We start from the raw sequence: 21,993 nt of genomic DNA on the forward strand, positions 1-21,993 counted from the left end.
GAATCCGGGCGAGTACAGGCAAGTTCGTGGAAGTTGAGAAACAATCCCAACATCTACAATAAACAACTTAGTTTCGCATCAGAGTTCCGGCAGCGCCGCTGTTCTTCTCCAGATGCAACGCTGACCTGTCCCGCCCGGATGAAAGCTTGATCGCACGTCCAAAAACAGGGAGAGGGATGCCATGACGACGACAAGGAACACCCGTTGGGCGCGCGCCATCGGCCGCGCGTATCTGCGACCGGCCGCCGTGGCGCTCGCCGCCGCCTGCCTGCTCGCGGCGCCGGCCCAGGCGCAGGAGGACCGGATGACTCCGATCCCCATCCCGGCCCAGCCCAATGCGATCCCGCTCAAGACCGGCCCGCTGCCCGGCGCCAAGGCCAAGGAATCCTGGCACAGCCAGTACAACAGCGTCTTCGCCCGCAACGTGACGGAGGCGACGCTCACCCCCTTCCTCCCCGATCCGGCAAAGGCGACCGGTGCTGCCGTGATCGTGACCCCGGGCGGCGGCTTCCGCACCCTGTCGATGGAGAACGAGGGCTGGGACGTCGCCCGCGCGCTCGCCGCCCAGGGCGTCGCCGCCTTCGTCCTGAAGTATCGCCTCAACCAGACGCCGGCGGACATGCCCGCCTTCGAACGCTCGATGGCGGAGATGTTCTCGGCCACCGCCGCGCGTCCGCCCCGGCCGAACCCCGCGGACGCGATGGCCGCCCTCGCCCCGCAGATCGCCGATGCCCGCGCCGCCTTCGCCCTGATCCGCCAGCGCGCGCCCGAATGGCGCATCGACCGCGACCGGATCGGCATGGTCGGCTTTTCCGCCGGTGCGATGCTCACGCTCGCCACCACGCTTTCGGCGCAGGATACCAAGCCTGCCTTCATCGGCCTCATCTACGGCCCGCTCTCGCAAGTGACCGTCCCCGCCGACGCACCGCCGATGTTCGTGGCGCTCGCCGCCGACGATCCCTTCTTCGCCAACAGCGGCTTCGGCCTGATCGAAAGCTGGAAGGCCGCCAAGCGCCCGGTCGAGTTCCACCTCTATGAACAGGGGGGCCACGGCTTCGGCATGTACCAGAAGAGCACCACCAGCACCGGCTGGTTCTCCGCCTTCTCCAACTGGCTCGGCATGCACGGCATGCTCAAGCCGCGCGGCTGATGCCCACGCTGGGATCGGAGCGCCCCTCCGGTCCCGGCGCCTTTCTCGCCTCCCGCGGTGAACCGCGCCCGCGCTGAACGGTTGACGCTCGCCAGCCACTGACGAGCCGAACGTGATCGAACCCATCCGCGAACCTCTCGAAGCCGATACGCAGGTCCACGCCCCCCCGCCGCCCGCGGGCATGATGAAGCTGGTCGGCGCGGGCGTGGTGACCGGCGCCGCGGACGACGACCCTTCCGCTATCGGCACCTATGCGAGTGCCGGCGCGCGCTTCGGCCTGGGCTTCCTCTGGATCGCCCCGGTCCTGCTGCCGATGATGTACGTCGTCACCTATCTGTCGGCGAAGATCGGCCAGGTGTACGGCAAGGGCCTGTTCGCCTGCATCCGTGACCAGTTCCCCCGCTGGGTGCTCTACCCGATGGTGACGCTCGCCTTCCTGGGCAACATCATCGAGGCGGCGGCGGACCTGGGCGGCATCGGCGCCGCGCTCAACCTGCTCGTGCCCATCCCCGTGCCGCTCATCGTGCTGGGCGCGGCCGTCATCATCTTCGCCGTCCAGTATTTCGGCTCCTACACCCTGATCCGCCGGGTATTCCGCTGGCTGGCGCTGATCCTCTTCGCCTATGTCGCCGCCGCGATCCTGGCGCGGCCCGATCCGCTGGAGATCCTGCGCGCGACCTTCCTGCCCAGCATCACGTTCAGCGCCGAATTCATCGCGCTGGTGGTCGCCTGCATCGGCACCTCGCTCTCCGCCTATGTCTACACCTGGCAGTCGAACCAGGAGGTGGAAGAGCAGATCGCGATCGGCCGCCGCCGCCTGTGGCAGCGCAAGGGCGCGACCCGGCGCGAGATGAAGCGCACCAGCCGCGACGTGCTGGTCGGCATGATCTTCTCCAACCTGATCCTCTACTTCATCATCATGTCGACCGGCCTCACCCTGCATCCCGCCGGCCAGACCGAGATCGACAGCGCCGCCCAGGCCGCGGCCGCGCTGGAGCCGCTCGCGGGAGAGGGCGCGAAATATCTCTTCGCCGCCGGCGTCGTCGGCGTCGGCTTCCTGGCGGTGCCGATCATGACGACGGGCGCCGCCTATGACGTGGTGCAGGGCATCGGGCGCGAGGGCAGCCTCCACGACGCGCCCAGCCACAACAAGCTCTTCTACGCCATCATCGGCATCGTCACGGCCCTTGCCGTCGCGATGAACTTCCTCGGCCTCAATCCGATGAAGATGCTGGTCTGGTCGGGCATCGTCCAGGGGTTCTCCGTGCCCCCGCTCCTGCTGCTGATGATGCTGCTCACCAACAGCCGCAAAGTCGTGGGCGCCCGCACCAACGGCCGCTGGACCAACTTCCTCGGCTGGGCGACGACCCTCGTCACCTTCCTGTGCACGGTGACGCTGGTGGTGACCTGGTTCGCGTGAATCCTGGTCAGGCCGCGACGGCCTCCGGCGCCGCGCCCACGAACGGCGCCACCACCGCCAGCGCGCGCTCCACATAGGGCGCCTTCTCGCCCACCGGCGCGACATAATGGATCGCCGCCTCGGCATCGGCCAGCGAGGCGCCGCGCGCGATCATCCAGGCGGCGAGATATTGCGACGCGAGGCACCCGCCCGCAGTCGCCACGTTGCCGTGCGCCACGAACGGCGCATCGATCACCCGCACCCCTGCCTCGATCACCCAGGGCTTGGTGGTAAGGTCGGTGCACGCGGGCAGGTCGCCGACGAGCCCCAGCTTGGCCAGCAGCAACGTGCCCGAACATTGCGCCCCGATCAGCTGGCGGGCCGGGTCGAGCCGGATCTGGCCGAGCAGGTCGGCGTCCGCGGCGATCTCGCGCGTCCGGATGCCGCTGCCGATCAGCACCGCATCCGCTTCGGCCGCGAACGCCAGCGGCTTCTGGCGCTGGATGGTGACCCCGTTCATGGACGTGACCTGCTCGGTCGGGCAGGTGATGTGCGCTGCCCAGCCCCGTGCCTTCATCCGGTTCAGGATCGCGGCCGCGACGAACGAATCCAGTTCGTTGAACCCGTCGAACGTCAAAACCGCAATCTGCATGGCCGCCTCCCTGGCGATGTGTGGAAGCACCGCCTAGCCCATCCCGACCCGCGTGTCTTTCGCCGCCCGTCGCTACTGCGCCCCCTCGGGCGTCGCACCGGCCGGGAGCACCCAGTTGCGGTCCGCCGCCGCATCGATCACCAGCGTGACCTGGCGGATGATCGGCAAGCCGATGTTCGCCAGATCGCCCAGGAAGGACACGTCCGGGTTCTCCAGCGTCACCGGGCCGATCTTGATCGTTCCCCGCACCCGGCCGCCATAGACGGGGCCTTCGGTGTTGATCGACTTGAATCTGCCGACGATCTTCGCCGGCTCGAACAACGGCACCTTGTCCATCATCGAGGTGGGGAGGCTCAGCGCGGCGTTGTAGCCGGTGTCGAAATGCGCCGGCAGCGTGCTGCCATCGGGCAGGACGATCGCCGCCGTGGGGATGCCCTCCACATAGTCCGTCGGCGCTCCCGCCGAAGCCGGCGTACTGGTACGCGGCACCAGAAGCGCGCGATCGTTGGCGAGGTCCAGGTACAACAGGCTCCGGGTGAACATTTCGGACGAGAGGATCCCCATCGCGTCGTTGCGATCATAGGCGAATGCTGCCGCCTCGATCGCCCCCACCTTCAGCCCGCCGACCGTGGCATTCGGGATCGAGACCTCGGGTAGCAGCTCCGTCTTGCCCGTGGTCCCGTCGAGCGCCTGGACCTGGCCGATCTTCTTCATCCGAAGACGCTTGGCCAGATTGTGCTCGATCGTGGCGCCGTCCGAACCCGTATCGAAGACCATCGGGATCAGGTCCCCGTCGGCGACCCGCATCATGACGAGCACGCGGTCCGGCGACTGATAGAGGGTGATCTCGCCCGTCTCCGGCAGATCCGGCGTGGCGGCATCCTCACGAGCCCAGGCATCGGCCGGGGCCATGAGCAAGGACATCGCGGACAGCAGGACCCGTCCCAACGCATTTGACGCTCGCAACATGGCATCCCCTCCGTGCGGCCCCATCGCTCCGATGCGGAGCGTGTATCGAGCCGCACCATTGACTACAAATGTAGTTGATTTGTCAAGCTGCCCCTGCACCTCCCCTTTGAAGGCAAACCGCCGATCCAGATCGAGCCGACAAGCTTTCCTAATTCGAACCCATATGGTTCACCATCCTGCTTGCACAGGAGGATGTGATGACCATCGAAACGTTGATCGACGAAGTGATCGCGCGCGAGGGCGGGTTCGTGGACCACCCGGCCGATCGCGGCGGGCCGACCCGCTGGGGGCTGACGGAGGCGGTGGCGCGCCGCAACGGCTATGATGGGCCGATGCGTACGCTGCCACGCAGCGTCGCCGCCGACCTCTACCGCCGCCTCTATTGGGAGCGCCCGCGCTTCGCCGACGTCGCCGCCCGCGCGCCCGACCTCGCCGCCGAGCTCTTCGACACCGGCATCAACATGGGACCGAAAGTGGCGGCAGGCTTCCTCCAGCGCGCGCTGAACGCGCTCAACCGCGGTGCGACCGACTATGCCGACCTGCGCGTGGACGGCGCGACCGGCCCGGCGACACTGGCCGCCCTCGACGCCTTTCTCGCCAGCCGCGGGACGCTCGGCGAAGCGGTGCTGGTGAAGGCCTGCGACGCGCTCCAGGGCGCCCGCTACCTCGACCTCGCCGAGCAGCGCCCGGCCAACGAGGCGTTCCTCTACGGCTGGCTCGCCAACCGGCTCGGCTGATCGCCCCCTTCGACTTTCATCGTCCGACACCGAAAGGACAGGCACATGAGCATCATCGACGGCGTGATCGGCCCGATCGCAGGGCTGCTCGACCGCATCATTCCCGACGCCAAGGCCCGCGACGCGGCCAAGCTCGAACTGCTGAAGCTGGAGAACCTGCGCGAACTGGAGGCGACCCGCATCCAGCTCTCCGCCATCGTCGCGGAGGCGCAGTCCGACGATCCCTGGACCAGCCGCGCCCGGCCCAGCTTCCTCTACGTCATGTACGCGCTGCTGCTGTGGTCGATCCCGATGGGCATCCTCTCGGCCTTCCGCCCCGACCTCGCCGAAGCGGTCGCCCGCGGCATGACCGCCTATCTGCGCGGCATTCCGGAAGAGCTCTACGCCCTCTTCGGCACCGGCTACCTGGGCTACACCGCCGCGCGCGCCTGGGGAAAAGCCAAGGGGGTGGAACGCTGACCCCGCCCAATCCGACTCCCCGTACCCCGGCGAAGGCCGGGGTACCCGGGTGGAAGCGTCTTCCCTTCTTCGTACCCCGGCGAAGGCCGGGGCCCAGGGTACCACGCGCCACCGCTGCGGCTCTTTCGCCTCTGCCCGCCCAACCCGCAACAACCGTTCTTGGCCTAACCTTAGCCTAACCTTCCGCACCGCAGCACGACCAAAGCGCCCCCGAAACGATCTCCACCCGGCCCGATTGCAACCCCGCACCCCACCCCCCACATGCCGCCCATGAGCAAAGACATGGTGTGGCACGGCACCACAATCCTCTCCGTGCGCAAGAACGGCCGCGTCGTCATCGCAGGCGATGGCCAGGTATCCCAGGGCCCGACGGTGATGAAGCCCAACGCCCGCAAGGTGCGCCCGCTGGGCGACGGCAGCGTGATCGCAGGCTTTGCCGGTGCAACCGCCGACGCCTTCACCCTGTTCGAGCGGCTGGAAGCCAAGCTCGAGCGGCACCAGGGCCAGCTGCTGCGCGCCGCGGTCGAACTCGCCAAGGACTGGCGCACGGACAAGTTCCTGCGCAACCTGGAGGCGATGCTGATCGTCGCCGACAAGGAAGTGACGCTGGTGGTGACGGGCAACGGCGACGTGCTGGAGCCGGAAGGCGGCATCGCCGCGATCGGCTCGGGCGGCAACTTCGCCCTCGCCGCCGCGCGTGCGCTGGACGAGTATGAGCAGGATGCCGAGACGGTCTGCCGCAAGGCGATGAAGATCGCCGGCGAGCTGTGCGTCTACACCAACGACCGGCTGACCGTCGAAAGCCTGCCGACGGCATAACCCACCTCCCCTCCCTGCAAGGGAGGGGCCGGGGGTGGGTACGAGCCAAAGGCGAGCCCCGCCCTCACCGACACCGCACCGGCAGAGGCTTCGCGTCCTGCCCGGCGCACCAACCCACCCCCTCCCTTCAAGGAGGGGAAACGAAGCGAACCCATGAACGACAATCTCACCCCCAAGGCGATCGTCGCCGCGCTCGACGCGCACATCATCGGGCAAAAGGATGCCAAGCGCGCCGTCGCCGTCGCGATGCGCAATCGCTGGCGCCGCCAGCAGCTCGCGCCCGAGCTGCGCGACGAGGTTTCCCCGAAGAACATCCTGATGATCGGCCCGACCGGCTGCGGCAAGACCGAGATCAGCCGACGCCTGGCCAAGCTCGCTGACGCGCCCTTCGTGAAGGTCGAGGCAACCAAGTTCACCGAGGTCGGCTATGTCGGCCGCGACGTCGAGCAGATCGCCCGCGACCTCGTCGAGGAAGCGATCCGGCTCGAAAAGGAACGCCGCCGCCTGGCCGTGAAGGACAAGGCGGAGGAAGCCGCCATGTCGCGCCTGCTCGATGCCCTCACCGGCAAGGGCGCCAGCGAGGCGACGCGCGAGGCATTCCGCCAGCGCATGGCGGACGGCCATCTCAACGACAAGGAGATCGAGATCGAGCTGGAGGCCCAGCCCTCCATGCCGTTCGAGATCCCCGGCGGCGCGCCGCAGATGATCAACCTGTCCGAGATGATGGGCAAGGCATTCGGCGGCGGCCAGATGAAGCGCCGCAAGCTGACCGTACCGGCCGCCTGGGAAAAGCTCGTCGAGGAAGAGGCCGACAAGCGCCTCGACCAGGACGAGGTCAGCCGCACGGCGCTGGCGGATGCGGAAGCCAACGGCATCGTCTTCCTGGACGAGATCGACAAGATCGCGGTCTCGGACGTGCGCGGCGGCTCGGTCAGCCGTGAGGGCGTGCAGCGCGACCTCCTGCCGCTGATCGAGGGCACCACGGTCGCCACCAAGTACGGGCCGATGAAGACCGACCACATCCTCTTCATCGCCTCGGGCGCCTTCCATGTCGCCAAGCCCAGCGACCTGCTGCCCGAACTCCAGGGCCGCCTGCCGATCCGGGTGGAGCTGAAGGGCCTGACCGAAGACGACTTCGTCGCGATCCTCTCGGACACGACGGCATCGCTGCCGCAGCAGTACAAGGCGCTGATCGAGACCGAGGGCGTGACCGTCGACTTCACCCCCGACGCCATCCGCGCGATCGCCCGCATCGCGGCGGAAGTGAACGGCGAGGTCGAGAACATCGGCGCCCGCCGCCTGCAGACGGTCATGGAAAAGCTGCTGGAGGAAGTGAGCTTCGACGCCGAGGATCGCCGCGGCGAGACGCTGGTGGTCGACGCCGCCTATGTCGACAAGCAGCTCGCCGGCGTCGCCCGCAACACTGACCTCAGCCGCTACGTGCTGTAAGCGGGGCGCCGGTCCGCCTCCCCGGCGGACCGGCGCTCAGCGGTCCTTCTTATACTCGACGAACGGGCCGAAGCGGCAAGAGGCGGAGGGGATGCCGCCCCCGCCGCGCTGCACCAGCCGGAAGCGGTCGTTGCGGCAGATGCGCGAGCCATAGAGCTCCGCCACCACGACCTGGTCGCCGCGGAAGCCCGGGCAGTTGGGCGCCACCACGTTGCGGTACAGCGTGCCCCGGCTGGGGCGGTAGAGCAGCGAGTCGCCGACCAGCTGCGGTCCTCCCGCAAAGGTCGGGTCGATGCAGTCGAGCGTGCGTCCAGGCGTATAGCCTTCCAGCGCCTCGGCCAGTTCCCTGTCGCTCGCCGCCTGGCGCTTCGCCTCGTCCGCGGCGGTGGCGCAGCCTCCCAGCAGCGCGGTCGCTGCCAGCATCAACGTCCAACGGGTCATGCCCTGTCTCCTCTCCGCCCTGCCGCGAGTCTCCGGCGCGCTATCCGCGGAAGCTGTCCTTGGCCTGCCGGCGCTCGGCAAGCTCCTCGGGCGAGGACGCACGCAGGAAGGGATTGGTTGCACGCTCCAGGCCGATGGTGGTCGGCACCGTCGGCGCGCCCGCCGCACGCAATCGGTCGACCTCGACCATCCGCTCCGCAATCGCGGCGTTGCCCGGCTCGGCCGCCAGCGCATAGCGGCCGTTCGACTGGGTATATTCGTGCCCGCAGAACACCTGCGTGGCGTCCGGCAGCGCCTCGAACCGGCGCATGGCGGCATACATCTGCGCCGCCGTCCCCTCGAACAGCCGCCCCGCGCCCATCGCGAACAGCATGTCGCCGCTGAACAGCAGCGCATCGTCGGCAAAGTGGAAGGCGATGTGCCCCGCGGTATGCGCCGGCACCTCCAGCACGGTCGCGACATGGTCGCCGATCCGCAGCGTGTCGCCCTCGCGAAGCCCATGGTCGAGTGTCGGGATCTTCCCCGCCTCCGCCGCTGGGGCGAACACCGGCGCGCCGGTCGCCTCCTTCAGCCCGGCGTTCCCGCCGGTATGGTCACCATGCCAGTGGGTGTTCCAGATGGCCGTGAGCGTCCACCCACGCTCGGCGAGCGCTTCCAGCACCGGCGGCGCCTCCGCCGGGTCGACCACCACCGTCTCGCCCGAAGCGGGATCGTGGAGCAGCCAGACATAATTGTCCGACAGCGCCGGCAGCCGGACGACCTCGATCGGAGACGCCGCGGCCATTACCAGCGGCCCGTGTTCGGCATCGACGCCCAGGGCTCCGCCGGCGGCAGCGGGTCGCCCGCCTGCAGCAGCTCGATCGAGATGTTGTCGGGGGTGCGGATAAAGGCCATGTTGCCGTCCCGCGGCGGGCGGTTGATCGTCACGCCCGAGTCCATCAGCCGCTGGCACGTCTCGTAGATGTTCTCCACGCGATAGGCGAGGTGGCCGAAGTTGCGGCCCTCGCCATATTCCTCGGGATCCCAGTTGTAGGTCAGCTCCACCTCGGCCTCGGCGCGCTTGCCCGGGCCGTTGCTGTCCTCGTCGGCGGCGAGGAAGATCAGCGTGAAGCGGCCCTGCTCATTCTCGATGCGGCGGGTTTCCGTGAGCCCCAGCACGTTGAAGAAGCGGATCGTCGCATCCGGGTCGGTCACGCGGATCATGGTGTGCAGATACTTCATTGGCAGGAGCTTCCCGTTCGTCATCAGCAGTTGTGTATCGTGCCGCCGGCACGATAGGCTTCGGCTATATGGGGGAGGAACCCGCAATGGAAACCGGCAGGACCCAGGATCGCGGCACGGCGCTGCTCGTCGCAGCGGCAATCCTGGCACTGGGCATGATCCTGGGCGGCTATCTGCTCGGCAACGGGCTGGTGCGCGCACACCATGCCGACCGATCGGTGACGGTCCGCGGCCTCGCCGAACGCAACGTCACCGCCGACCTGGCGGTGTGGACGCTCAACTATTCCAAGCAGGGCCTGGACCTTGCCGAGGTGCAGGCGGACATCGACCGCGACACCCAGAGCATCCGCCGCTTCTTCGCGAGCCTCGGATTCCCGGCCGAGGCGCTCGCCCCCGCGGGCGCCGGCGTCAGCCAATCCTACATGAACGGCGTGCAGACGGTGACGGTCAGCCAGCGGCTGCAACTGCGCACGACCGACATCGCCCGCGCCCGCCGCGCGGTCGCCCGCCAGTTCGATCTCGTCCGCCAGGGCGTCGTCCTCCAGGAAGGCTCGGGCATCAGCTACAGCTTCACCAAGCTCAACGACATCAAGCCCGCGATGGTGGCCGAGGCGACCCGCGACGCCCGCGCCGCCGCCGAGCAGTTCGCCAAGGACAGCGATACCGGCGTCGGCGGCATCAAGAGCGCGACCCAGGGCTATTTCTCGGTCGAGGCCCGCGACGGCGAGCAGGCCGGCTATGGCGTCGCCGACACGCCCTTCAAGAAGGTGCGCGTGGTGACGACAGTCGACTTCTACCTCGACTGAGCGCCGCCGCCCAGAGCCGCCAGGGCATCGGCCGCCGCCTGGGCTGGGCCGGTGCCGGGCGCGACCCGCACCGCTGCCTCCCAGGCGTTGCGCGCCGCTGTCTCATTGCCCTCCACCGCCGCGATGTTGCCCGCCTCCAGCTGGACCGAGGCATCGTCCGGGGAGAGCGCCAGCGCCCGGCCGATGTCCTTGCGCGCGCGCAGCAGGTCGCCGGTGCGCCGCGCCAGCGTCGCCGACAGCAGCCAGGCGAGCGGATCGTCGCCGGCGAGCGCCAGCGCGCGGTCGAGGTCGGCCCGCGCCTCGCCCTGCCGGCCGGCCGCGACCAGCGTGCGTGCGCGGTCGAGATGCGCCTCCCCCAGGTCGAGGCCGGTGAGCGTGCCGCCGATCAGCGCGGCGTCGAGCGCCGTCTGCGCCTTGGCCGGGTCGCCCGCCGCCAGCCAGGCATTGCCCGCCTGCGCCCAGAAGCTGCCCGAGCGCGGGTCCCTGGCGACATCCGCCGCACGCGCCGCGCCCTCGAAGGCGGCCGCCGCCGCGTCCCAGCGCTGCTGGGTGGTATGGGCGATCCCCAGGCATTGCTGCGCCAGGAAGCCGCCGCCCGCCTGCTGCCACGCCGTGGCGCCGCGCACGGCCGCGGCGGGATCGCGCCGCGCCTGATCGATGCACTCGGCATAGCGATCGCCGCGCCGGCGCGTCGGCGGGCCCGCGGCCGGAGCGGGTGCGGTCTGGGCGAGGAGCAGCAGCGGGAGGAGCATCAGGCGGGGGTCACATCTTCAATCGCGCGCAGGATCAGGGCGATGTCCTGCGGGCGGGACAGGCGGTGGTCGCCATCCTTGACGAGCAGCGTCTGCACGTCGGCTGAACGCAACAGGCTGGCCAGGTGCACGGTGCGTTCGAACGGCACGTCCTTGTCCTGCTGCCCCTGGATCAGCCGCACCGGCACGTCGACGGGCACGATGCCGTGCATCAGCCGGTTGGCCTCCCCCGAGCTCCAGAAGGCGCGGGTGGTGACGGTCGGCTGGTCCGAATAGGGCGACGGCTTCTCCAGCCGCCCTTGCGTCAGCATCGTCATCTTCTCCTCCGGGGTGAAGCCCCAGTCGGTGAAGTCGGGTGCGGGCGCGATGCCGACCAGCCCGACGACTCGCTCCGCCCGGTCGCGCGCGGCAAGCAGCATGATCCACCCGCCCATCGACGATCCGACCAGCACCACCGGGCCTTCCACCGCATGGTCGATGATGGCGAGCGCATCGTCGCGCCACAACGCCAGCGTCTGCTCCTCGAAGCTGCCGGGGCTTTGCCCGCAGCCGCCATAGTCGAAGCGGACGAACGCCCGCCCCTCCGCCTTCGCCCAGGCCTCGATCGCCAGCGCCTTGCTGCCGGTCATGTCGGACCCATAGCCCGGCAGGAACACGATCGTGGGCCCCGTGCCGGCCGTGTGGTGAAAGGCGAGCGGACGCTCACCGGCAGGAGCAGCTTCAGTCATGGTGCACCGCGGAAGTTGAGGAAGTTGAGGCTCGGAATAGGATTCTGGCGGCCGCGCCCGGCGCCGCAGGAGCGGCGGCGGGAGAACGGCGGAAGATGCGCGAGAATGCCATCCCCACCTCATGCCACGGCGGCAGGGTCGTAGGACAGCCCTTGCGGGAGGCGATTGCGAGCGTACGGAGATACGCGGGAAGATCGCGAGCACTGCCCAACCGCTTCCTTTCAGACGTGGTCGAGGGGCTTAGCCCAAGGCGTTCATGCAGCCTTCCCGGTCGGAAGCCAGGTTGACGGCGGGACCTGGATGGCGGCTGGCGCCGATGCCGCCCTTTGCGCAGATCGACGCGGCTTGCCCTTCCGAAAAGCCGCGGGAGGCGCGTTCCTCCATGTCTAGAGCCAGATGAAATCAGGTTAGACCCGTTTGTGCTGAGTAGGGGCTGAGCTTGTCGAAGCCCCGTATCGAAGCATGGGTGGCGGTCCTTCGATACGCCGTTTCGACTTCGCTCAACGGCTACTCAGGACGAACGGGCACACTCAATCTCATCATGGTTAGCAGGCCGTCCGGGGAGAAGGCGCCTCTCACCTGAGGATGACGGAAGCTGTAGGGGCTATCCCGTCCCATCCTCGTTTGCGGGAACGCTGCTTATCTGAAACGCTGACCCAATCGCCAGTGGAGCAACCGCATGAACGGCTCCGGATCGTCCAAGCGGAACGCGACACGGAGTACCGGCGCCCGCTTCCTCAGAAGCGAGCGACGGTGCAGCGGACGGTTCAACCGCAGCATGATGTTCGGCCAGGCGAGCAGCGCCGCGTTGAGGGTGGCTGGGTCGCGCACCTCCTCCCCGGTAAAGCTCCCTTCGACGGCAGTGATCGCGTCAAGTGGAACGAGTTGGTCGATCAAGAAACCAGCCCGCACGCGCACGCTGTCGGGGGTCAGCAACACCGGCCTGAACCGGAACGACTTGATGAGGCCGACCAGATACACGAACCCCACGTCGCTTAGAACGAACAGGACAATCGCGGCGGTCCGGCTCCAATGCCCGAGTAGCAGATGATAAACCGCGATCTCGATCGCCGACAGGATCAGCAGTGTGGCGCACATCGGCGTCAGATGTTTGTGATAGGCGAAGGCGCGGGCATTCGCCGGCACATCGGCCGGGCCACGCCAGCAGAACAAGGCCATGTGAACTACCGTCAGCTCCGCCACGGCCAACCGGACCCATGCGGGAGGAAGAAACTCCGATGCGGCAGCTACCCACCGCGCCGTGCGATCCACGCCGGTGCCGTTCACTGCCCGGCTCGCCCTCGCCGTGGCCCAAGCGACATGGCCCAGAACGACGGCCACCATCATCAGCGCGAGGATCGGCGTTTCCAGGAGTACGCCCCGCAGCACCGGAGGCGAACCTAGCCAGACAGTGAAGCTCGCTCCGGCCAGGGCACCCAGAACGGCGCTCCGATCCGGCTTACCCGAGGATTGGGCGACCAGCGCAAGCATCAGCGTGTCCGCGACAACCCAAAGGAACAGGAGCAGCGCCGCCAAAGGATGGGCGGCTGCCGGCGGCGTTCGTACCGCCATCCCCGCCAGAGCGACGACGATGATGGGTGCAATCGTCGCTGCGATCTGCCGGCGATCAACCCCGGTGTCGGCCTGGGCTAACATGCAACCCCCGTTCGCCCGCACGCACGACCCGATGGTGGTCAGGCGCAGCGTCAGCCCTGCTCATAGCGCCACTTCCTACGCGATGACCAGCATCGCTATCCCTCGAGACATCCGTGAGGGTGCGTTGTGAAAAGCGCCGGCTTTGCTCGTTCTCCATCACCTTCGGAACGGCAGCATCGCCACTTGCCGCGCGCGAGCAGCCATCGAGTTCCGGGACCGCAATGCGACCCTGGTCTCAGTCCGCCGTTTCCAGCGCAGGGTTCACGAAGATCTGCTCGATCGAAAGCTCGAACAGGTCGGCGATGCGGAAGGCGAGCGGGAGCGAGGGGTCGTAGCGGCCGGTCTCGATCGCGTTGACGCTCTGGCGGGAAACCTCCAGCCGCTCGGCCAGGTCGCCCTGGCTCCAGCCGCGCTCGGCGCGCAGCACGCGCAGGCGGTTCTTCATGCAGGCTGGCCCGCAAACCGGTCGCGCAGGCCGAGAAAGGCCTGCGCCGCGAACCAGCCCATCGCCCACACCGGGAAGATCCACAGCCGCGGCATCGGATCAATCGCACCGCTGCCCGACAGGAAGTTATAGACCGTGCCGACGGCCAGCAGCACCCCGGTGCCGAACAACATGCAGGTCACCAGACGCTGGCGCAGATACTCGTCGCGTTCCTCGACCAGGTAGCGGCCGATGATCGCGACCACGGCGATGATCGGCAGCGCCGGAACGACGGACAGCGCGATCAGAACGCCGCCCTGCAAATGATAGTGGTTGTCGATGCTGTTCGCGCCGAACAGCGCGACAACATAGGCGGCGAACGCCCAGAGCATCCGGCGGTTGTAGCGCTTCATGGCTGGCGTGGACGCATTCATGGCAAGGCTCCCTTCCTGTTTGTAAAGGAAGCATGACAGGGGCCTCGGCGCCTGTCAATGGAGCTTGTCATTCCGACAAGGTAGCTTTTCAGCTCCTGCCCAGCCAAGCCACCATGTCCGCGGCCAGCAGGCTGAGCGTGTCGTCGCGCGCGCCCATGATGATGATGCGGTCACCGGGCCTGGCCTCCGCCACCAGGTGCGCGGCGGCGGCCACGCGGTCCGGGATATGGCGGGCGTCGATGCCGGCCACGGCCAGGTCGGCGATGATGTCGGCGCTGGTCACCTCCCGCGCGACGGTGCCGCCCTGATAGACCGGGTCGGGCAGCACCAGCCGGTCGCCAGGCGCGAGCTTGCTGAGAAACATCGCCACCAGTTCGCGCCGCATCACCTTCAACGGGCCATAGCCGTGCGGCTGGAACAGCAGCAGCAGCCGGCCGGGAAAGTCGTGCAGCGTGTCGAGGGTGGCGCCGATCTTGTCCGGGTTGTGGCCGAAGTCGTCGAGCACCGCGACGCCGTTCGCCTCCCCCACCAGCTCGAACCGGCGCTTGAGGCCGGCGAAGCCCTCGATCGCGGCGGCGGCTTCGTCGCGGTCGACACCGGCCGCCACCGCCGCCCCGATCGCGGCGAGCGCGTTGGCGACATTGTGGCGGCCGGGGACGCCAAGCCGCACGCGGCGACGGGTGCCGCCCGCGACGAGGTCGAAGGCGATGCCGAAGGGCTCGGGCGCCAGCGCCTCGGCCGACAGATCAGCCGGGGCCTCGACCGCGAAGCTCAGCAGCTTGGGCGAGGGGATCGCGGCGGCGAGCGCGGCCGACTCCGCATCGCCGACGTTCACGACCGCCCTCTGCGCGCGGTCGGCAAAGCCGCCGAACAGGCTGCGCAGTTCCTCCAGCGTCTTGTGGTCGAGGCTGACGTTGTTGAGCACCGCCACGCGCGGGCGGTAGAAGGCGATCGAGCCGTCGCTCTCGTCCACTTCGCTCACGAAGGCGTCGCCCTCGCCGACCAGCGCGCTGGCGAAGGGCGCGTCGGGGCGCACGAAATTCTTCATCACCGCGCCGTTCATCACCGTGGGGTCACGGCCGGTGGCGTGGAGAATCCAGGCGATCATGCCGGTGACGGTCGACTTGCCGCTGGTACCGGCGACGCCGATCCCCAGGGGGCTGGCGTTGAACAGCTCGGCCAGCAGCTGCGGGCGGGTCATGCGCGGGGCGCCCACCCGGTCGGCCGCCACCATGTCGGCGACCGTCGCCTCGACGGCGGCGGAGGCGACCACGGCCTGCTCGGCCGAGGTGATGCCGCTGCCGTCCTGCGGGAACAGCGCGATCCCCTGCCGACGCAGCGCCGCGAACTTGGGGCCGAGCGCCGGATTGTCGAGCGCCCGGTCGGAGCCTGCGACCGTGGCGCCGCGCCGCGCGAGGATGGTCGCGAGCGGGAGCATGCCGCTGCCGCCGATGCCGACGAGGAAGAAGGATTTGCCGTGTTCCATTTCCCCGCGCTATCGGCGGGGCGGCCGGGGGGCAAGCCGCTGGCGCGTCGCCGGCGGGCAGGCCGGCCTATGCGAAAGGCAGTTCATGCGCATCGGTATCGTCGCCCCCGCCCGTGCGATTACGCCGGAGGCGGCTGCGCGGGTGCAGGCATTTGCGGCGATCACCTTCCCGCAGGTCGACGTGGTGGTGCATCCGCAATGCTTCCTGGAGGCCGGGCATTTCGCCGGCACCGATGCGGAGCGGGGGGCGGCGTTCCTGGAATTCGCCAACGACCCCGGCTTCGACGCGATCTGGTTCGCGCGCGGCGGCTATGGATCGAACCGCATCCTGGGCACGGTGCTGCCGCAGCTCAATCGGGCGGCGGCTGCCAAGACCTACCTCGGCTATTCCGACATGGGGTTCCTGCTGGGCGCGCTCTATGCGCGGCGGATCGGCCGGCAGGTGCACGGGCCGATGCCGATCGACGTGGGCCGCTCCGATGGCGGCGCCTCGGTCGGGCGCGCGCTCGCGTGGCTGGTGAACCGCGACGCCCATGTGCTGGAGCCGAACCTGGACGGGCGCCCGGCGGCGGCGTTCAACCTCGCCATCCTGGAGGCGCTGGTGGGCACGCCCTGGCTGCCCGACCTCACCGACCATGTCCTCTATGTCGAGGAGGTGTCGGAGGCGATCTACCGCATCGACCGGATGATGTTCACCGTGGGCAACGCCACCCAGCTGCACGGGCTCGCCGGCATCCGGCTGGGCCAGGTCACCGACGTGCCGGAGAACGGCGAGTTCGGCGAGACGCTGGAAGCGATCATGACCCGCTGGGCGGGCGTGCTGGGCGTGCCCTATCTGGGGCGGGCAGAGATCGGCCATGCGGCCGGCAACATGGTGGTGCCGTTCGGGGCGGGTTGAGGGCCCTACTTCGCCGGGATGACGGATGATTGGAGTCGTGCGGGTTCAGGGGGGACGGGAGAAAGAAGAAGGACGAGGTGCGCTCGGCACCCCGCCCTTCCCGGATCACGCCGCCTGCTTGAGCGACTCCATGTCGATCACGAAGCGGTACTTCACGTCGCTCTTCACCATCCGCTCATAGGCGGTGTTGATGTCCTGGATGTCGATCATCTCGATGTCGGCGGTCAGGCCATGCTCGGCGCAGAAGTCGAGCATCTCCTGCGTCTCGGCGATGCCGCCGATCAGCGAGCCGGCAAGCGAACGGCGGCGGAACACCAGGTTGCCGACCGACGGCGAGGGATGCGGCTCCTCCGGCACGCCCACCAGCGTCATGGTGCCGTCGCGCTTCAGCAGCGTCAGGAACTGGTCGAGGTTGTGGCTCGCCGCGACGGTGTTCAGGATGAAGTCGAAGCTGCCGGCGTGCTCGGCCATGGCGTCGGCGTCCTTGGACACGATCAGGTCCCGGGCGCCCAGGCGCTTGGCATCCTCACGCTTGTTGGGCGAGGTGCTGAACACATAGACGTCGGCGCCCATCGCCGCGGCGATCTTGACGCCCATGTGGCCGAGGCCACCCAGGCCGACGATGCCGACCTTCTGGCCGGGGCCGACCTTCCAGTGCTTGAGCGGCGAATAGGTGGTGATGCCGGCGCACAGCAGCGGGGCGACCGCTGCCAGGTCGCCGGCCTCGTGGCCGACCCTCAGCACGAAGCCCTCGTCGACGACGATATGGTCCGAATAGCCGCCGAAGGTGTGCCCACCCAGCACGGGATCGGGGCCGTTGTAGGTGCCGACGAAGCCGGTCGTCTCGCAATATTGCTCCTCGCCCTCGCGGCAGGAGTGGCACTCGCCGCAGCTGTCGACCATGCAGCCGACGCCGGCGATGTCGCCGACCTGGAATTTGGTGACGTCGCTGCCCACGGCGGTCACGCGGCCGACGATCTCATGACCCGGAACGCACGGGTAGAGCGTGCCTTCCCACTCGCCGCGCGCGGTGTGGAGGTCGGAGTGGCAGACGCCGCAGAACAGGATGTCGATGGCCACGTCGCGCGGACCGGGATCGCGGCGCTCGAAGCTGAACGGGGCCAGCGGGGACTCGGGGCTCTGCGCCGCGAAGGCATTGGCGTTGCTGGGCATGGAGGTTCCTTGCAGTTCGAGAAATTCGGGTGCGGGAGGGCCGCACCGCGCCCATATGGGACGCGCGCGGCCGTGTTCCACCCGCATAGGTGACCAACGCGCGCGACTTGTCTAAAGGACCCCTGCCACGACATTGACCGTGGTTCCTCCAATCAGCCGAGAAGTGATCCCCATGTCCGCATTGTTCCGCATCACGCTGCCCGACGGTTCCGTCCGCGAGGTAGCGCCGGGGACTACCCCCGCGGACGTGGCACAAGCGATCGGGCCGGGGCTGCGCAAGGCGGCGATCGCCGCGCGCGTCGACGGCGAGTTGCGCGACCTGCAGCGCCCGTTCGAAGGCGACGCTAACCTAGCGCTGCTGACGAGCAAGGACGAGGCCGACGCGCTGGAGCTCGCGCGCCACGACTATGCGCACGTGCTGGCCGAAGCGGTGCAGAACCTGTTCCCGGGCACGCAGATCACCTTCGGCCCCGCGACCGACGACGGCTTCTACTACGACTTCGCGCCCAAGGATCGGCCCTTCACCGAGGAGGACCTGCCCGCGATCGAGGAGGAGATGCGCCGCGTCATCGCCCAGAACGAGCCGCTGATCCGCGAGGTGTGGACCCGCGAGGCGCTGATCGCGCGCTGGCGCGAGAAGGGCGAGACGTTCAAGGCGGAATGGGCCGCCGAGCTTCCCGATGGCGAGGAGCTGACCGTCTATCGCGCCGGCAAGGCCGAGGACGCCTGGCTCGACATGTGCCGCGGCCCGCACCTGGAATCGACCGGCAAGCTCGATCCGCAGGCGTTCAAGCTGACGCGGGTCTCGGGCGCCTATTGGCGCGGCGACCAGAAGAACGCGATGCTGAGCCGCATCTACGGCACCGGCTGGCTCAACAAGAAGCAGCTCGACCAGCACCTCACCCGGCTGGAGGAAGCGGCCAAGCGCGACCACCGCAAGATCGGCGCGGAGATGGACCTGTTCCACCTCCAGTCGGAAGCGCAGGGCTCGGTGTTCTGGCACCCCAAGGGCTACATCATGTGGCGGCAGCTGGAGGCGTACATGCGCCGCCGGCTGGATGCGGCCGGCTATGACGAGGTCAAGACGCCGCAGCTGATGGACGCGCGCCAGTGGGAGCAGTCCGGCCACTGGGGCAAGTATCGCGAAAACATGTTCGTCGTCCCCGACGAGGTACCCAACACCGAGGACGAGGGCGCGGTGATCTCCGGCGACGCCGATCTGATGGCGTTGAAGCCCATGAACTGCCCGGCGCACGTCCTGATCTTCCGCCAGGGGATCAAGTCCTACCGCGACCTGCCCATCCGCATGGCCGAGTTCGGCTGCTGCCACCGCAACGAGCCGCACGGCGCGCTGCACGGCATCATGCGCGTGCGCCAGTTCACCCAGGACGACGCGCACATCTTCGTGCGCGAGGACCAGCTGGTCGACGAGGTCCGCAAGTTCTGCGAGCTGCTCGACAGCGTCTACCGCGACCTGGGCTTCGAGGATTACGCCGTCAAGCTGGCGCTGCGCCCGGAGAAGCGCTTCGGCAGCGACGCGATGTGGGACCTGGCCGAGGACGAGCTGCGCCGCGCGGTGCTCGAGTCGGGCCTGTCGGACCAGATCAAGGCGAACTTCGAGGAGCTGGAGGGTGAAGGTGCCTTCTACGCGCCCAAGCTGGAGTTCCACCTGACCGACGCGATCGGCCGCACCTGGCAGGTCGGCACCATCCAGTCGGACCGCGTACTGCCGGAGCGACTCGACGCGAGCTATGTCGGCGAGGACGGCAATCGCCATCGCCCCGTCATGCTCCATCGCGCGATCCTGGGCACGTTCGAGCGCTTCCTGGGCATCCTGATCGAGCATCACGCCGGCCGCTTCCCGCTGTGGCTGGCGCCGGTGCAGGCGGTGGTCGCGACCATCGTGTCGGACGCCGACGACTATGCGCAGCAGGTCGTCGAGAAGCTCAAGGCCGCCGGCCTGCGAGTCGAGACCGACCTTCGCAACGAGAAGATCAACTACAAGGTGCGCGAGCATTCGCTGGCCAAGGTCCCCAACCTGCTGGTGGTGGGCAAGCGCGAGGCCGAGGAAGGCACCGTCGCGCTGCGCCGCCTGGGCAGCCAGGGGCAGCAGATGCTGACGCTGGACGAGGCGGTGGCGATGCTGACGGCTGAGGCGGTCGCCCCCGATCTGCGCCGCAACTGACCGCGACGCCGCGCCCAACGGCGCTGCCAGGGTTCTTTCGCGCGGGATTCGGCTCCTTTTGGAGCGAGTTCCGCGCGACTGAACTTTTCATGGGCGCCTGCGTCCACTACATAGAGACTCGAAACAACCTCAAGGAGCTACACCTATCCGTCCGCCCATGATGCGCCGTCCCATGGCGCCCCCGCCGATGAACGGCCCGCGTTTCAACGAATTCATCCAGTCGCCCAAGGTCCGCGTGATCGACCAGGACGGCGAGAATCTGGGTGTGATGTACACGCGGGAGGCGATCGAGCAGGCCGCGGAGGTCGGGCTCGACCTGGTCGAGGTGTCGCCCAACGCGGACCCGCCCGTCGCCAAGTTCCTGGACGTCGGCAAGTTCAAGTACGAGGCGCAGAAGAAGGCGAACATCGCCCGCAAGACCCAGAAGACGCAGGAGATCAAGGAGATCAAAATGCGTCCGAACATCGACGATCATGACTATGATACGAAGATGAAGAAGATCCACGACTTCCTGGGCGAAGGCGACAAGGTCAAGGTCACGCTGCGCTTCCGCGGCCGCGAGCTCTCGCACGGCCAGCTCGGCATGCAGCTGCTCCAGCGCGTGCAGCAGGACGTGATCGAGATCGGCAAGGTCGAAGCCTATCCGCGCATGGAAGGCCGCCAGATGCTGATGGTGCTCGCACCGAAGTAAGCGGCGCGTCTGCGAAGAGCGACAAGCGGGCGGCGATTTCGTCGCCCGCTTTCGTTTGTGGTGGCGCGTACGGGTACCTCCTCCAACATCCCGGCGAAGGTATAGCCTGCACCCGATTACCCGTGCTCCTGCGCAGGCAGGAGCCCAGAGCCCCAGGCGCGCAGGTCGAAGGAGTACCGCACCAGCGTCATGGAACCGTCATTCCCGCAGCGCATCCACGCGTGAGGGGGGACGGAGATGGTGCGCTTTTTCACAACTGTTGCCGCATGTGTGGTTGTCGCATGCGCCGGGCCGGTCGCGGCTGAAGAGATCAAGGGCCAGGCGGTCATTGCCGGCGTCCCGAGCATCATCGCACTCGACATCGACGACGATCTCGCGACGCTTCGGCATCGACCTGCCGACAACTCCGCAGGCTGGAGCCGCTACGTCGTTCATGGACCACGTCAGGCACTGGCGCTGCTCGCGGACGAGCGACTGGCATTTCTCTGGCCCGCCCTCGAACGCATGGGCGGCGACGATATGTCGAAGCTGCGGGATCAGAGCCTCGAGAGAACGCGCCGGGGCTGGCAAGAAGGTCGGCTGACCGCTCCCAACGACGAGATGGCGAACGTTGGCCTGAGCCGCCGTGCGCGTGCCCTGGGACAATATGTCGATGCCCTGATGGACGCCGGCCAGTGGGAAGCCGCGCTCGAACTGCTCACGTCGGAGCGGAAGCGGGAACGGGGCACCAGCACTCTGGATCACCTCGAACTCCAGGCCATCATACGAGACACCGCGCAAGTCCTTGAAGGTCTGAAACAGACCGAGCGGGAGCTGGATGTATGGCGTCAGGGCATCCAGCTGCTTGGCGACAGCCCGTTCGGCTTGAACCTGCGTCTTTCGTTGGCGGCGCGGCTGGCGGAGACCGGATACTATGCGGAATCGCTCGAGTTGTCGGAAGCGGCGCGCGCCACGTTCCTCAAGACTGCTCCTGCAAATCAGGTCCCGAACGCCCTGCCGCAGTTCGACTGGATTCGCGCATGCGCCCTCAAGGGACTGGGGCGTGCCGATGAGGCCGGTGCGATCATGGCAGGAGTGGCTGACGCCGAACAGGTCGAAAGCCGTCGGATACACCTCCCGCGCATTCGAGATCACGAACAACGCGCCTATCAGTGCCTACGCGATCCGCAGGGATTGGCTGGCGTGTGGTCACGGGATCTGACGCAGGGTCCGGCGATCGGGTCCGAGACGTTCCTGCTTGCCCAAGCCTCTGCCGAGACTGACGTCCTGCACCGTCCGACGGTGGATGCCGCACACGCCATGTTCACGGCAGCGCCACCGCTCAGGATGCTTCCGGACCGCTATTCGGCAGCGCAGCGCGCGTGGCGCTAGGGCTTTCCGAAGCGGCGACCCGACAGGCAGGTTCTCCTGCCGCCGCTTCGGTCATGGCGCAGCGGCATCGGGGGAAAGCCCTTGCGTCTGCCG

23 protein-coding genes are annotated in these 21,993 nt (G+C 68.2%); 11 read left to right on the forward strand and 12 right to left on the reverse strand.

Annotated elements, in window-relative coordinates; translation table 11 throughout:
- Positions 1-181 precede the first annotated feature (181 nt).
- Together MHZ35_RS08680 and MHZ35_RS08685 are read left to right on the forward strand one after the other, a co-directional pair.
- Positions 182-1,150, forward strand: coding sequence for an alpha/beta hydrolase (locus tag MHZ35_RS08680; protein ID WP_239435235.1), 969 nt, complete (start codon positions 182-184; stop codon positions 1,148-1,150).
- A 112-nt stretch (positions 1,151-1,262) separates the two neighbouring features.
- The gene (locus MHZ35_RS08685) at positions 1,263-2,570 is read left to right on the forward strand and encodes an Nramp family divalent metal transporter (RefSeq protein ID WP_239435236.1); all 1,308 of its coding nucleotides are present in this window, start codon (positions 1,263-1,265) and stop codon (positions 2,568-2,570) included.
- 7 nt (positions 2,571-2,577) lie between these two features.
- On the opposite strand, the gene MHZ35_RS08690 is transcribed toward MHZ35_RS08685, so the two are convergent.
- Together MHZ35_RS08690 and MHZ35_RS08695 are read right to left on the reverse strand one after the other, a co-directional pair.
- Positions 2,578-3,201 (reverse strand): DJ-1/PfpI family protein, encoded by a 624-nt coding sequence (locus MHZ35_RS08690; protein ID WP_239435237.1) that lies wholly within the window; start codon positions 3,199-3,201, stop codon positions 2,578-2,580.
- Between the two features lie 72 nt (positions 3,202-3,273).
- Complete coding sequence (locus tag MHZ35_RS08695) at positions 3,274-4,113, reverse strand: aspartyl protease family protein (RefSeq protein ID WP_239435238.1); 840 nt, start codon at positions 4,111-4,113, stop codon at positions 3,274-3,276.
- Positions 4,114-4,367: 254 nt separating this feature from the next.
- Here MHZ35_RS08695 and MHZ35_RS08700 point away from each other — a divergent pair, with 254 nt between their 5' ends.
- From MHZ35_RS08700 to hslU, 4 genes are all read left to right on the forward strand, one after another.
- Complete coding sequence (locus MHZ35_RS08700; protein ID WP_239435239.1) at positions 4,368-4,907, forward strand: glycoside hydrolase family 108 protein; 540 nt, start codon at positions 4,368-4,370, stop codon at positions 4,905-4,907.
- A gap of 45 nt (positions 4,908-4,952) precedes the next feature.
- Positions 4,953-5,366, forward strand: coding sequence for a holin family protein (locus MHZ35_RS08705; protein ID WP_125961618.1), 414 nt, complete (start codon positions 4,953-4,955; stop codon positions 5,364-5,366).
- A gap of 270 nt (positions 5,367-5,636) precedes the next feature.
- On the forward strand, positions 5,637-6,185 hold the full coding sequence (hslV, locus tag MHZ35_RS08710) for an ATP-dependent protease subunit HslV (protein WP_229360589.1): 549 nt from the start codon (positions 5,637-5,639) through the stop codon (positions 6,183-6,185).
- A gap of 153 nt (positions 6,186-6,338) precedes the next feature.
- Complete coding sequence (hslU, locus tag MHZ35_RS08715; protein ID WP_239435240.1) at positions 6,339-7,634, forward strand: ATP-dependent protease ATPase subunit HslU; 1,296 nt, start codon at positions 6,339-6,341, stop codon at positions 7,632-7,634.
- Positions 7,635-7,670: 36 nt separating this feature from the next.
- Here the strand turns inward: hslU and MHZ35_RS08720 are convergent, their stop codons facing one another.
- The 3 genes from MHZ35_RS08720 to MHZ35_RS08730 are packed head-to-tail and all read right to left on the reverse strand — an operon-like array spanning position 7,671 to position 9,296.
- Complete coding sequence (locus MHZ35_RS08720) at positions 7,671-8,075, reverse strand: hypothetical protein (protein ID WP_239435241.1); 405 nt, start codon at positions 8,073-8,075, stop codon at positions 7,671-7,673.
- A gap of 40 nt (positions 8,076-8,115) precedes the next feature.
- Positions 8,116-8,859, reverse strand: a complete 744-nt coding sequence (gene gloB, locus MHZ35_RS08725; protein ID WP_239435242.1) for a hydroxyacylglutathione hydrolase — start codon at positions 8,857-8,859, stop codon at positions 8,116-8,118.
- On the reverse strand, positions 8,859-9,296 hold the full coding sequence (locus tag MHZ35_RS08730; RefSeq protein ID WP_239435243.1) for a VOC family protein: 438 nt from the start codon (positions 9,294-9,296) through the stop codon (positions 8,859-8,861). Before MHZ35_RS08730 ends, gloB begins: the two co-directional genes overlap by 1 nt.
- Before the next feature lie 86 nt (positions 9,297-9,382).
- On the opposite strand from MHZ35_RS08730, the gene MHZ35_RS08735 reads away from it, so the two are divergent.
- On the forward strand, positions 9,383-10,102 hold the full coding sequence (locus tag MHZ35_RS08735) for an SIMPL domain-containing protein (protein ID WP_239435244.1): 720 nt from the start codon (positions 9,383-9,385) through the stop codon (positions 10,100-10,102).
- Here the strand turns inward: MHZ35_RS08735 and MHZ35_RS08740 are convergent.
- The 6 genes from MHZ35_RS08740 to MHZ35_RS08765 form a co-directional block, all read right to left on the reverse strand.
- Positions 10,090-10,854, reverse strand: a complete 765-nt coding sequence (locus MHZ35_RS08740) for a tetratricopeptide repeat protein (RefSeq protein ID WP_239435245.1) — start codon at positions 10,852-10,854, stop codon at positions 10,090-10,092. The genes MHZ35_RS08735 and MHZ35_RS08740 overlap by 13 nt on opposite strands.
- Positions 10,854-11,582: an alpha/beta fold hydrolase gene (locus tag MHZ35_RS08745; protein ID WP_239435246.1), complete on the reverse strand. Its 729-nt coding sequence runs from the start codon at positions 11,580-11,582 to the stop codon at positions 10,854-10,856. The genes MHZ35_RS08740 and MHZ35_RS08745 overlap by 1 nt, the downstream gene beginning before the upstream one ends.
- A gap of 639 nt (positions 11,583-12,221) precedes the next feature.
- Entirely contained in the window at positions 12,222-13,238 is a 1,017-nt protein-coding gene (locus tag MHZ35_RS08750) for a hypothetical protein (protein ID WP_239435247.1), read from the reverse strand.
- 235 nt (positions 13,239-13,473) lie between these two features.
- Entirely contained in the window at positions 13,474-13,683 is a 210-nt protein-coding gene (locus MHZ35_RS08755; protein WP_132883082.1) for a helix-turn-helix transcriptional regulator, read from the reverse strand.
- Positions 13,680-14,096 (reverse strand): hypothetical protein, encoded by a 417-nt coding sequence (locus tag MHZ35_RS08760; protein ID WP_239435248.1) that lies wholly within the window; start codon positions 14,094-14,096, stop codon positions 13,680-13,682. Before MHZ35_RS08760 ends, MHZ35_RS08755 begins: the two co-directional genes overlap by 4 nt.
- Before the next feature lie 88 nt (positions 14,097-14,184).
- On the reverse strand, positions 14,185-15,582 hold the full coding sequence (locus tag MHZ35_RS08765; protein ID WP_239435249.1) for a glutamate ligase domain-containing protein: 1,398 nt from the start codon (positions 15,580-15,582) through the stop codon (positions 14,185-14,187).
- Between the two features lie 85 nt (positions 15,583-15,667).
- On the opposite strand from MHZ35_RS08765, the gene MHZ35_RS08770 reads away from it, so the two are divergent.
- Entirely contained in the window at positions 15,668-16,480 is an 813-nt protein-coding gene (locus tag MHZ35_RS08770; protein ID WP_239435250.1) for an LD-carboxypeptidase, read from the forward strand.
- Positions 16,481-16,585: 105 nt separating this feature from the next.
- Here MHZ35_RS08770 and MHZ35_RS08775 read toward each other — a convergent pair whose 3' ends face one another.
- Positions 16,586-17,653, reverse strand: a complete 1,068-nt coding sequence (locus tag MHZ35_RS08775; protein ID WP_239435251.1) for an NAD(P)-dependent alcohol dehydrogenase — start codon at positions 17,651-17,653, stop codon at positions 16,586-16,588.
- Positions 17,654-17,825: 172 nt separating this feature from the next.
- On the opposite strand from MHZ35_RS08775, the gene thrS reads away from it, so the two are divergent.
- The 3 genes from thrS to MHZ35_RS08790 all read left to right on the forward strand — a co-directional run bounded on the left by thrS (position 17,826) and on the right by MHZ35_RS08790 (position 21,900).
- Positions 17,826-19,838, forward strand: a complete 2,013-nt coding sequence (gene thrS / locus MHZ35_RS08780; RefSeq protein WP_239435252.1) for a threonine--tRNA ligase — start codon at positions 17,826-17,828, stop codon at positions 19,836-19,838.
- A gap of 157 nt (positions 19,839-19,995) precedes the next feature.
- On the forward strand, positions 19,996-20,529 hold the full coding sequence (gene infC / locus MHZ35_RS08785; protein WP_125961602.1) for a translation initiation factor IF-3: 534 nt from the start codon (positions 19,996-19,998) through the stop codon (positions 20,527-20,529).
- Positions 20,530-20,766: 237 nt separating this feature from the next.
- Positions 20,767-21,900: a hypothetical protein gene (locus tag MHZ35_RS08790; protein ID WP_239435253.1), complete on the forward strand. Its 1,134-nt coding sequence runs from the start codon at positions 20,767-20,769 to the stop codon at positions 21,898-21,900.
- The last annotated feature ends 93 nt before the right edge of the window (positions 21,901-21,993 follow it).

It is taken from the genome of Sphingomonas sp. ACRSK (assembly GCF_022346685.1).
GTDB classification, from domain to species: Bacteria; Pseudomonadota; Alphaproteobacteria; order Sphingomonadales; family Sphingomonadaceae; genus Sphingomonas; species Sphingomonas molluscorum.

Coding starts and splice junctions, on each gene's coding strand:
- MHZ35_RS08680 (WP_239435235.1), top strand. CDS start 182: ATGACGACGACAAGGAACACCCGTTGGGCGCGCGCCATCGGCCGCGCG.
- MHZ35_RS08690 (WP_239435237.1), bottom strand. CDS start 3,201: ATGCAGATTGCGGTTTTGACGTTCGACGGGTTCAACGAACTGGATTCG.
- MHZ35_RS08695 (WP_239435238.1), bottom strand. CDS start 4,113: ATGGCCCCGGCCGATGCCTGGGCTCGTGAGGATGCCGCCACGCCGGAT.
- MHZ35_RS08700 (WP_239435239.1), top strand. CDS start 4,368: ATGACCATCGAAACGTTGATCGACGAAGTGATCGCGCGCGAGGGCGGG.
- MHZ35_RS08705 (WP_125961618.1), top strand. CDS start 4,953: ATGAGCATCATCGACGGCGTGATCGGCCCGATCGCAGGGCTGCTCGAC.
- hslV (WP_229360589.1), top strand. CDS start 5,637: ATGAGCAAAGACATGGTGTGGCACGGCACCACAATCCTCTCCGTGCGC.
- hslU (WP_239435240.1), top strand. CDS start 6,339: ATGAACGACAATCTCACCCCCAAGGCGATCGTCGCCGCGCTCGACGCG.
- MHZ35_RS08720 (WP_239435241.1), bottom strand. CDS start 8,075: ATGACCCGTTGGACGTTGATGCTGGCAGCGACCGCGCTGCTGGGAGGC.
- gloB (WP_239435242.1), bottom strand. CDS start 8,859: ATGGCCGCGGCGTCTCCGATCGAGGTCGTCCGGCTGCCGGCGCTGTCG.
- MHZ35_RS08730 (WP_239435243.1), bottom strand. CDS start 9,296: ATGAAGTATCTGCACACCATGATCCGCGTGACCGACCCGGATGCGACG.
- MHZ35_RS08735 (WP_239435244.1), top strand. CDS start 9,383: ATGGAAACCGGCAGGACCCAGGATCGCGGCACGGCGCTGCTCGTCGCA.
- MHZ35_RS08740 (WP_239435245.1), bottom strand. CDS start 10,854: ATGCTCCTCCCGCTGCTGCTCCTCGCCCAGACCGCACCCGCTCCGGCC.
- MHZ35_RS08745 (WP_239435246.1), bottom strand. CDS start 11,582: ATGACTGAAGCTGCTCCTGCCGGTGAGCGTCCGCTCGCCTTTCACCAC.
- MHZ35_RS08750 (WP_239435247.1), bottom strand. CDS start 13,238: ATGTTAGCCCAGGCCGACACCGGGGTTGATCGCCGGCAGATCGCAGCG.
- MHZ35_RS08755 (WP_132883082.1), bottom strand. CDS start 13,683: ATGAAGAACCGCCTGCGCGTGCTGCGCGCCGAGCGCGGCTGGAGCCAG.
- MHZ35_RS08760 (WP_239435248.1), bottom strand. CDS start 14,096: ATGAATGCGTCCACGCCAGCCATGAAGCGCTACAACCGCCGGATGCTC.
- MHZ35_RS08765 (WP_239435249.1), bottom strand. CDS start 15,582: ATGGAACACGGCAAATCCTTCTTCCTCGTCGGCATCGGCGGCAGCGGC.
- MHZ35_RS08770 (WP_239435250.1), top strand. CDS start 15,668: ATGCGCATCGGTATCGTCGCCCCCGCCCGTGCGATTACGCCGGAGGCG.
- MHZ35_RS08775 (WP_239435251.1), bottom strand. CDS start 17,653: ATGCCCAGCAACGCCAATGCCTTCGCGGCGCAGAGCCCCGAGTCCCCG.
- thrS (WP_239435252.1), top strand. CDS start 17,826: ATGTCCGCATTGTTCCGCATCACGCTGCCCGACGGTTCCGTCCGCGAG.
- infC (WP_125961602.1), top strand. CDS start 19,996: ATGATGCGCCGTCCCATGGCGCCCCCGCCGATGAACGGCCCGCGTTTC.
- MHZ35_RS08790 (WP_239435253.1), top strand. CDS start 20,767: ATGGTGCGCTTTTTCACAACTGTTGCCGCATGTGTGGTTGTCGCATGC.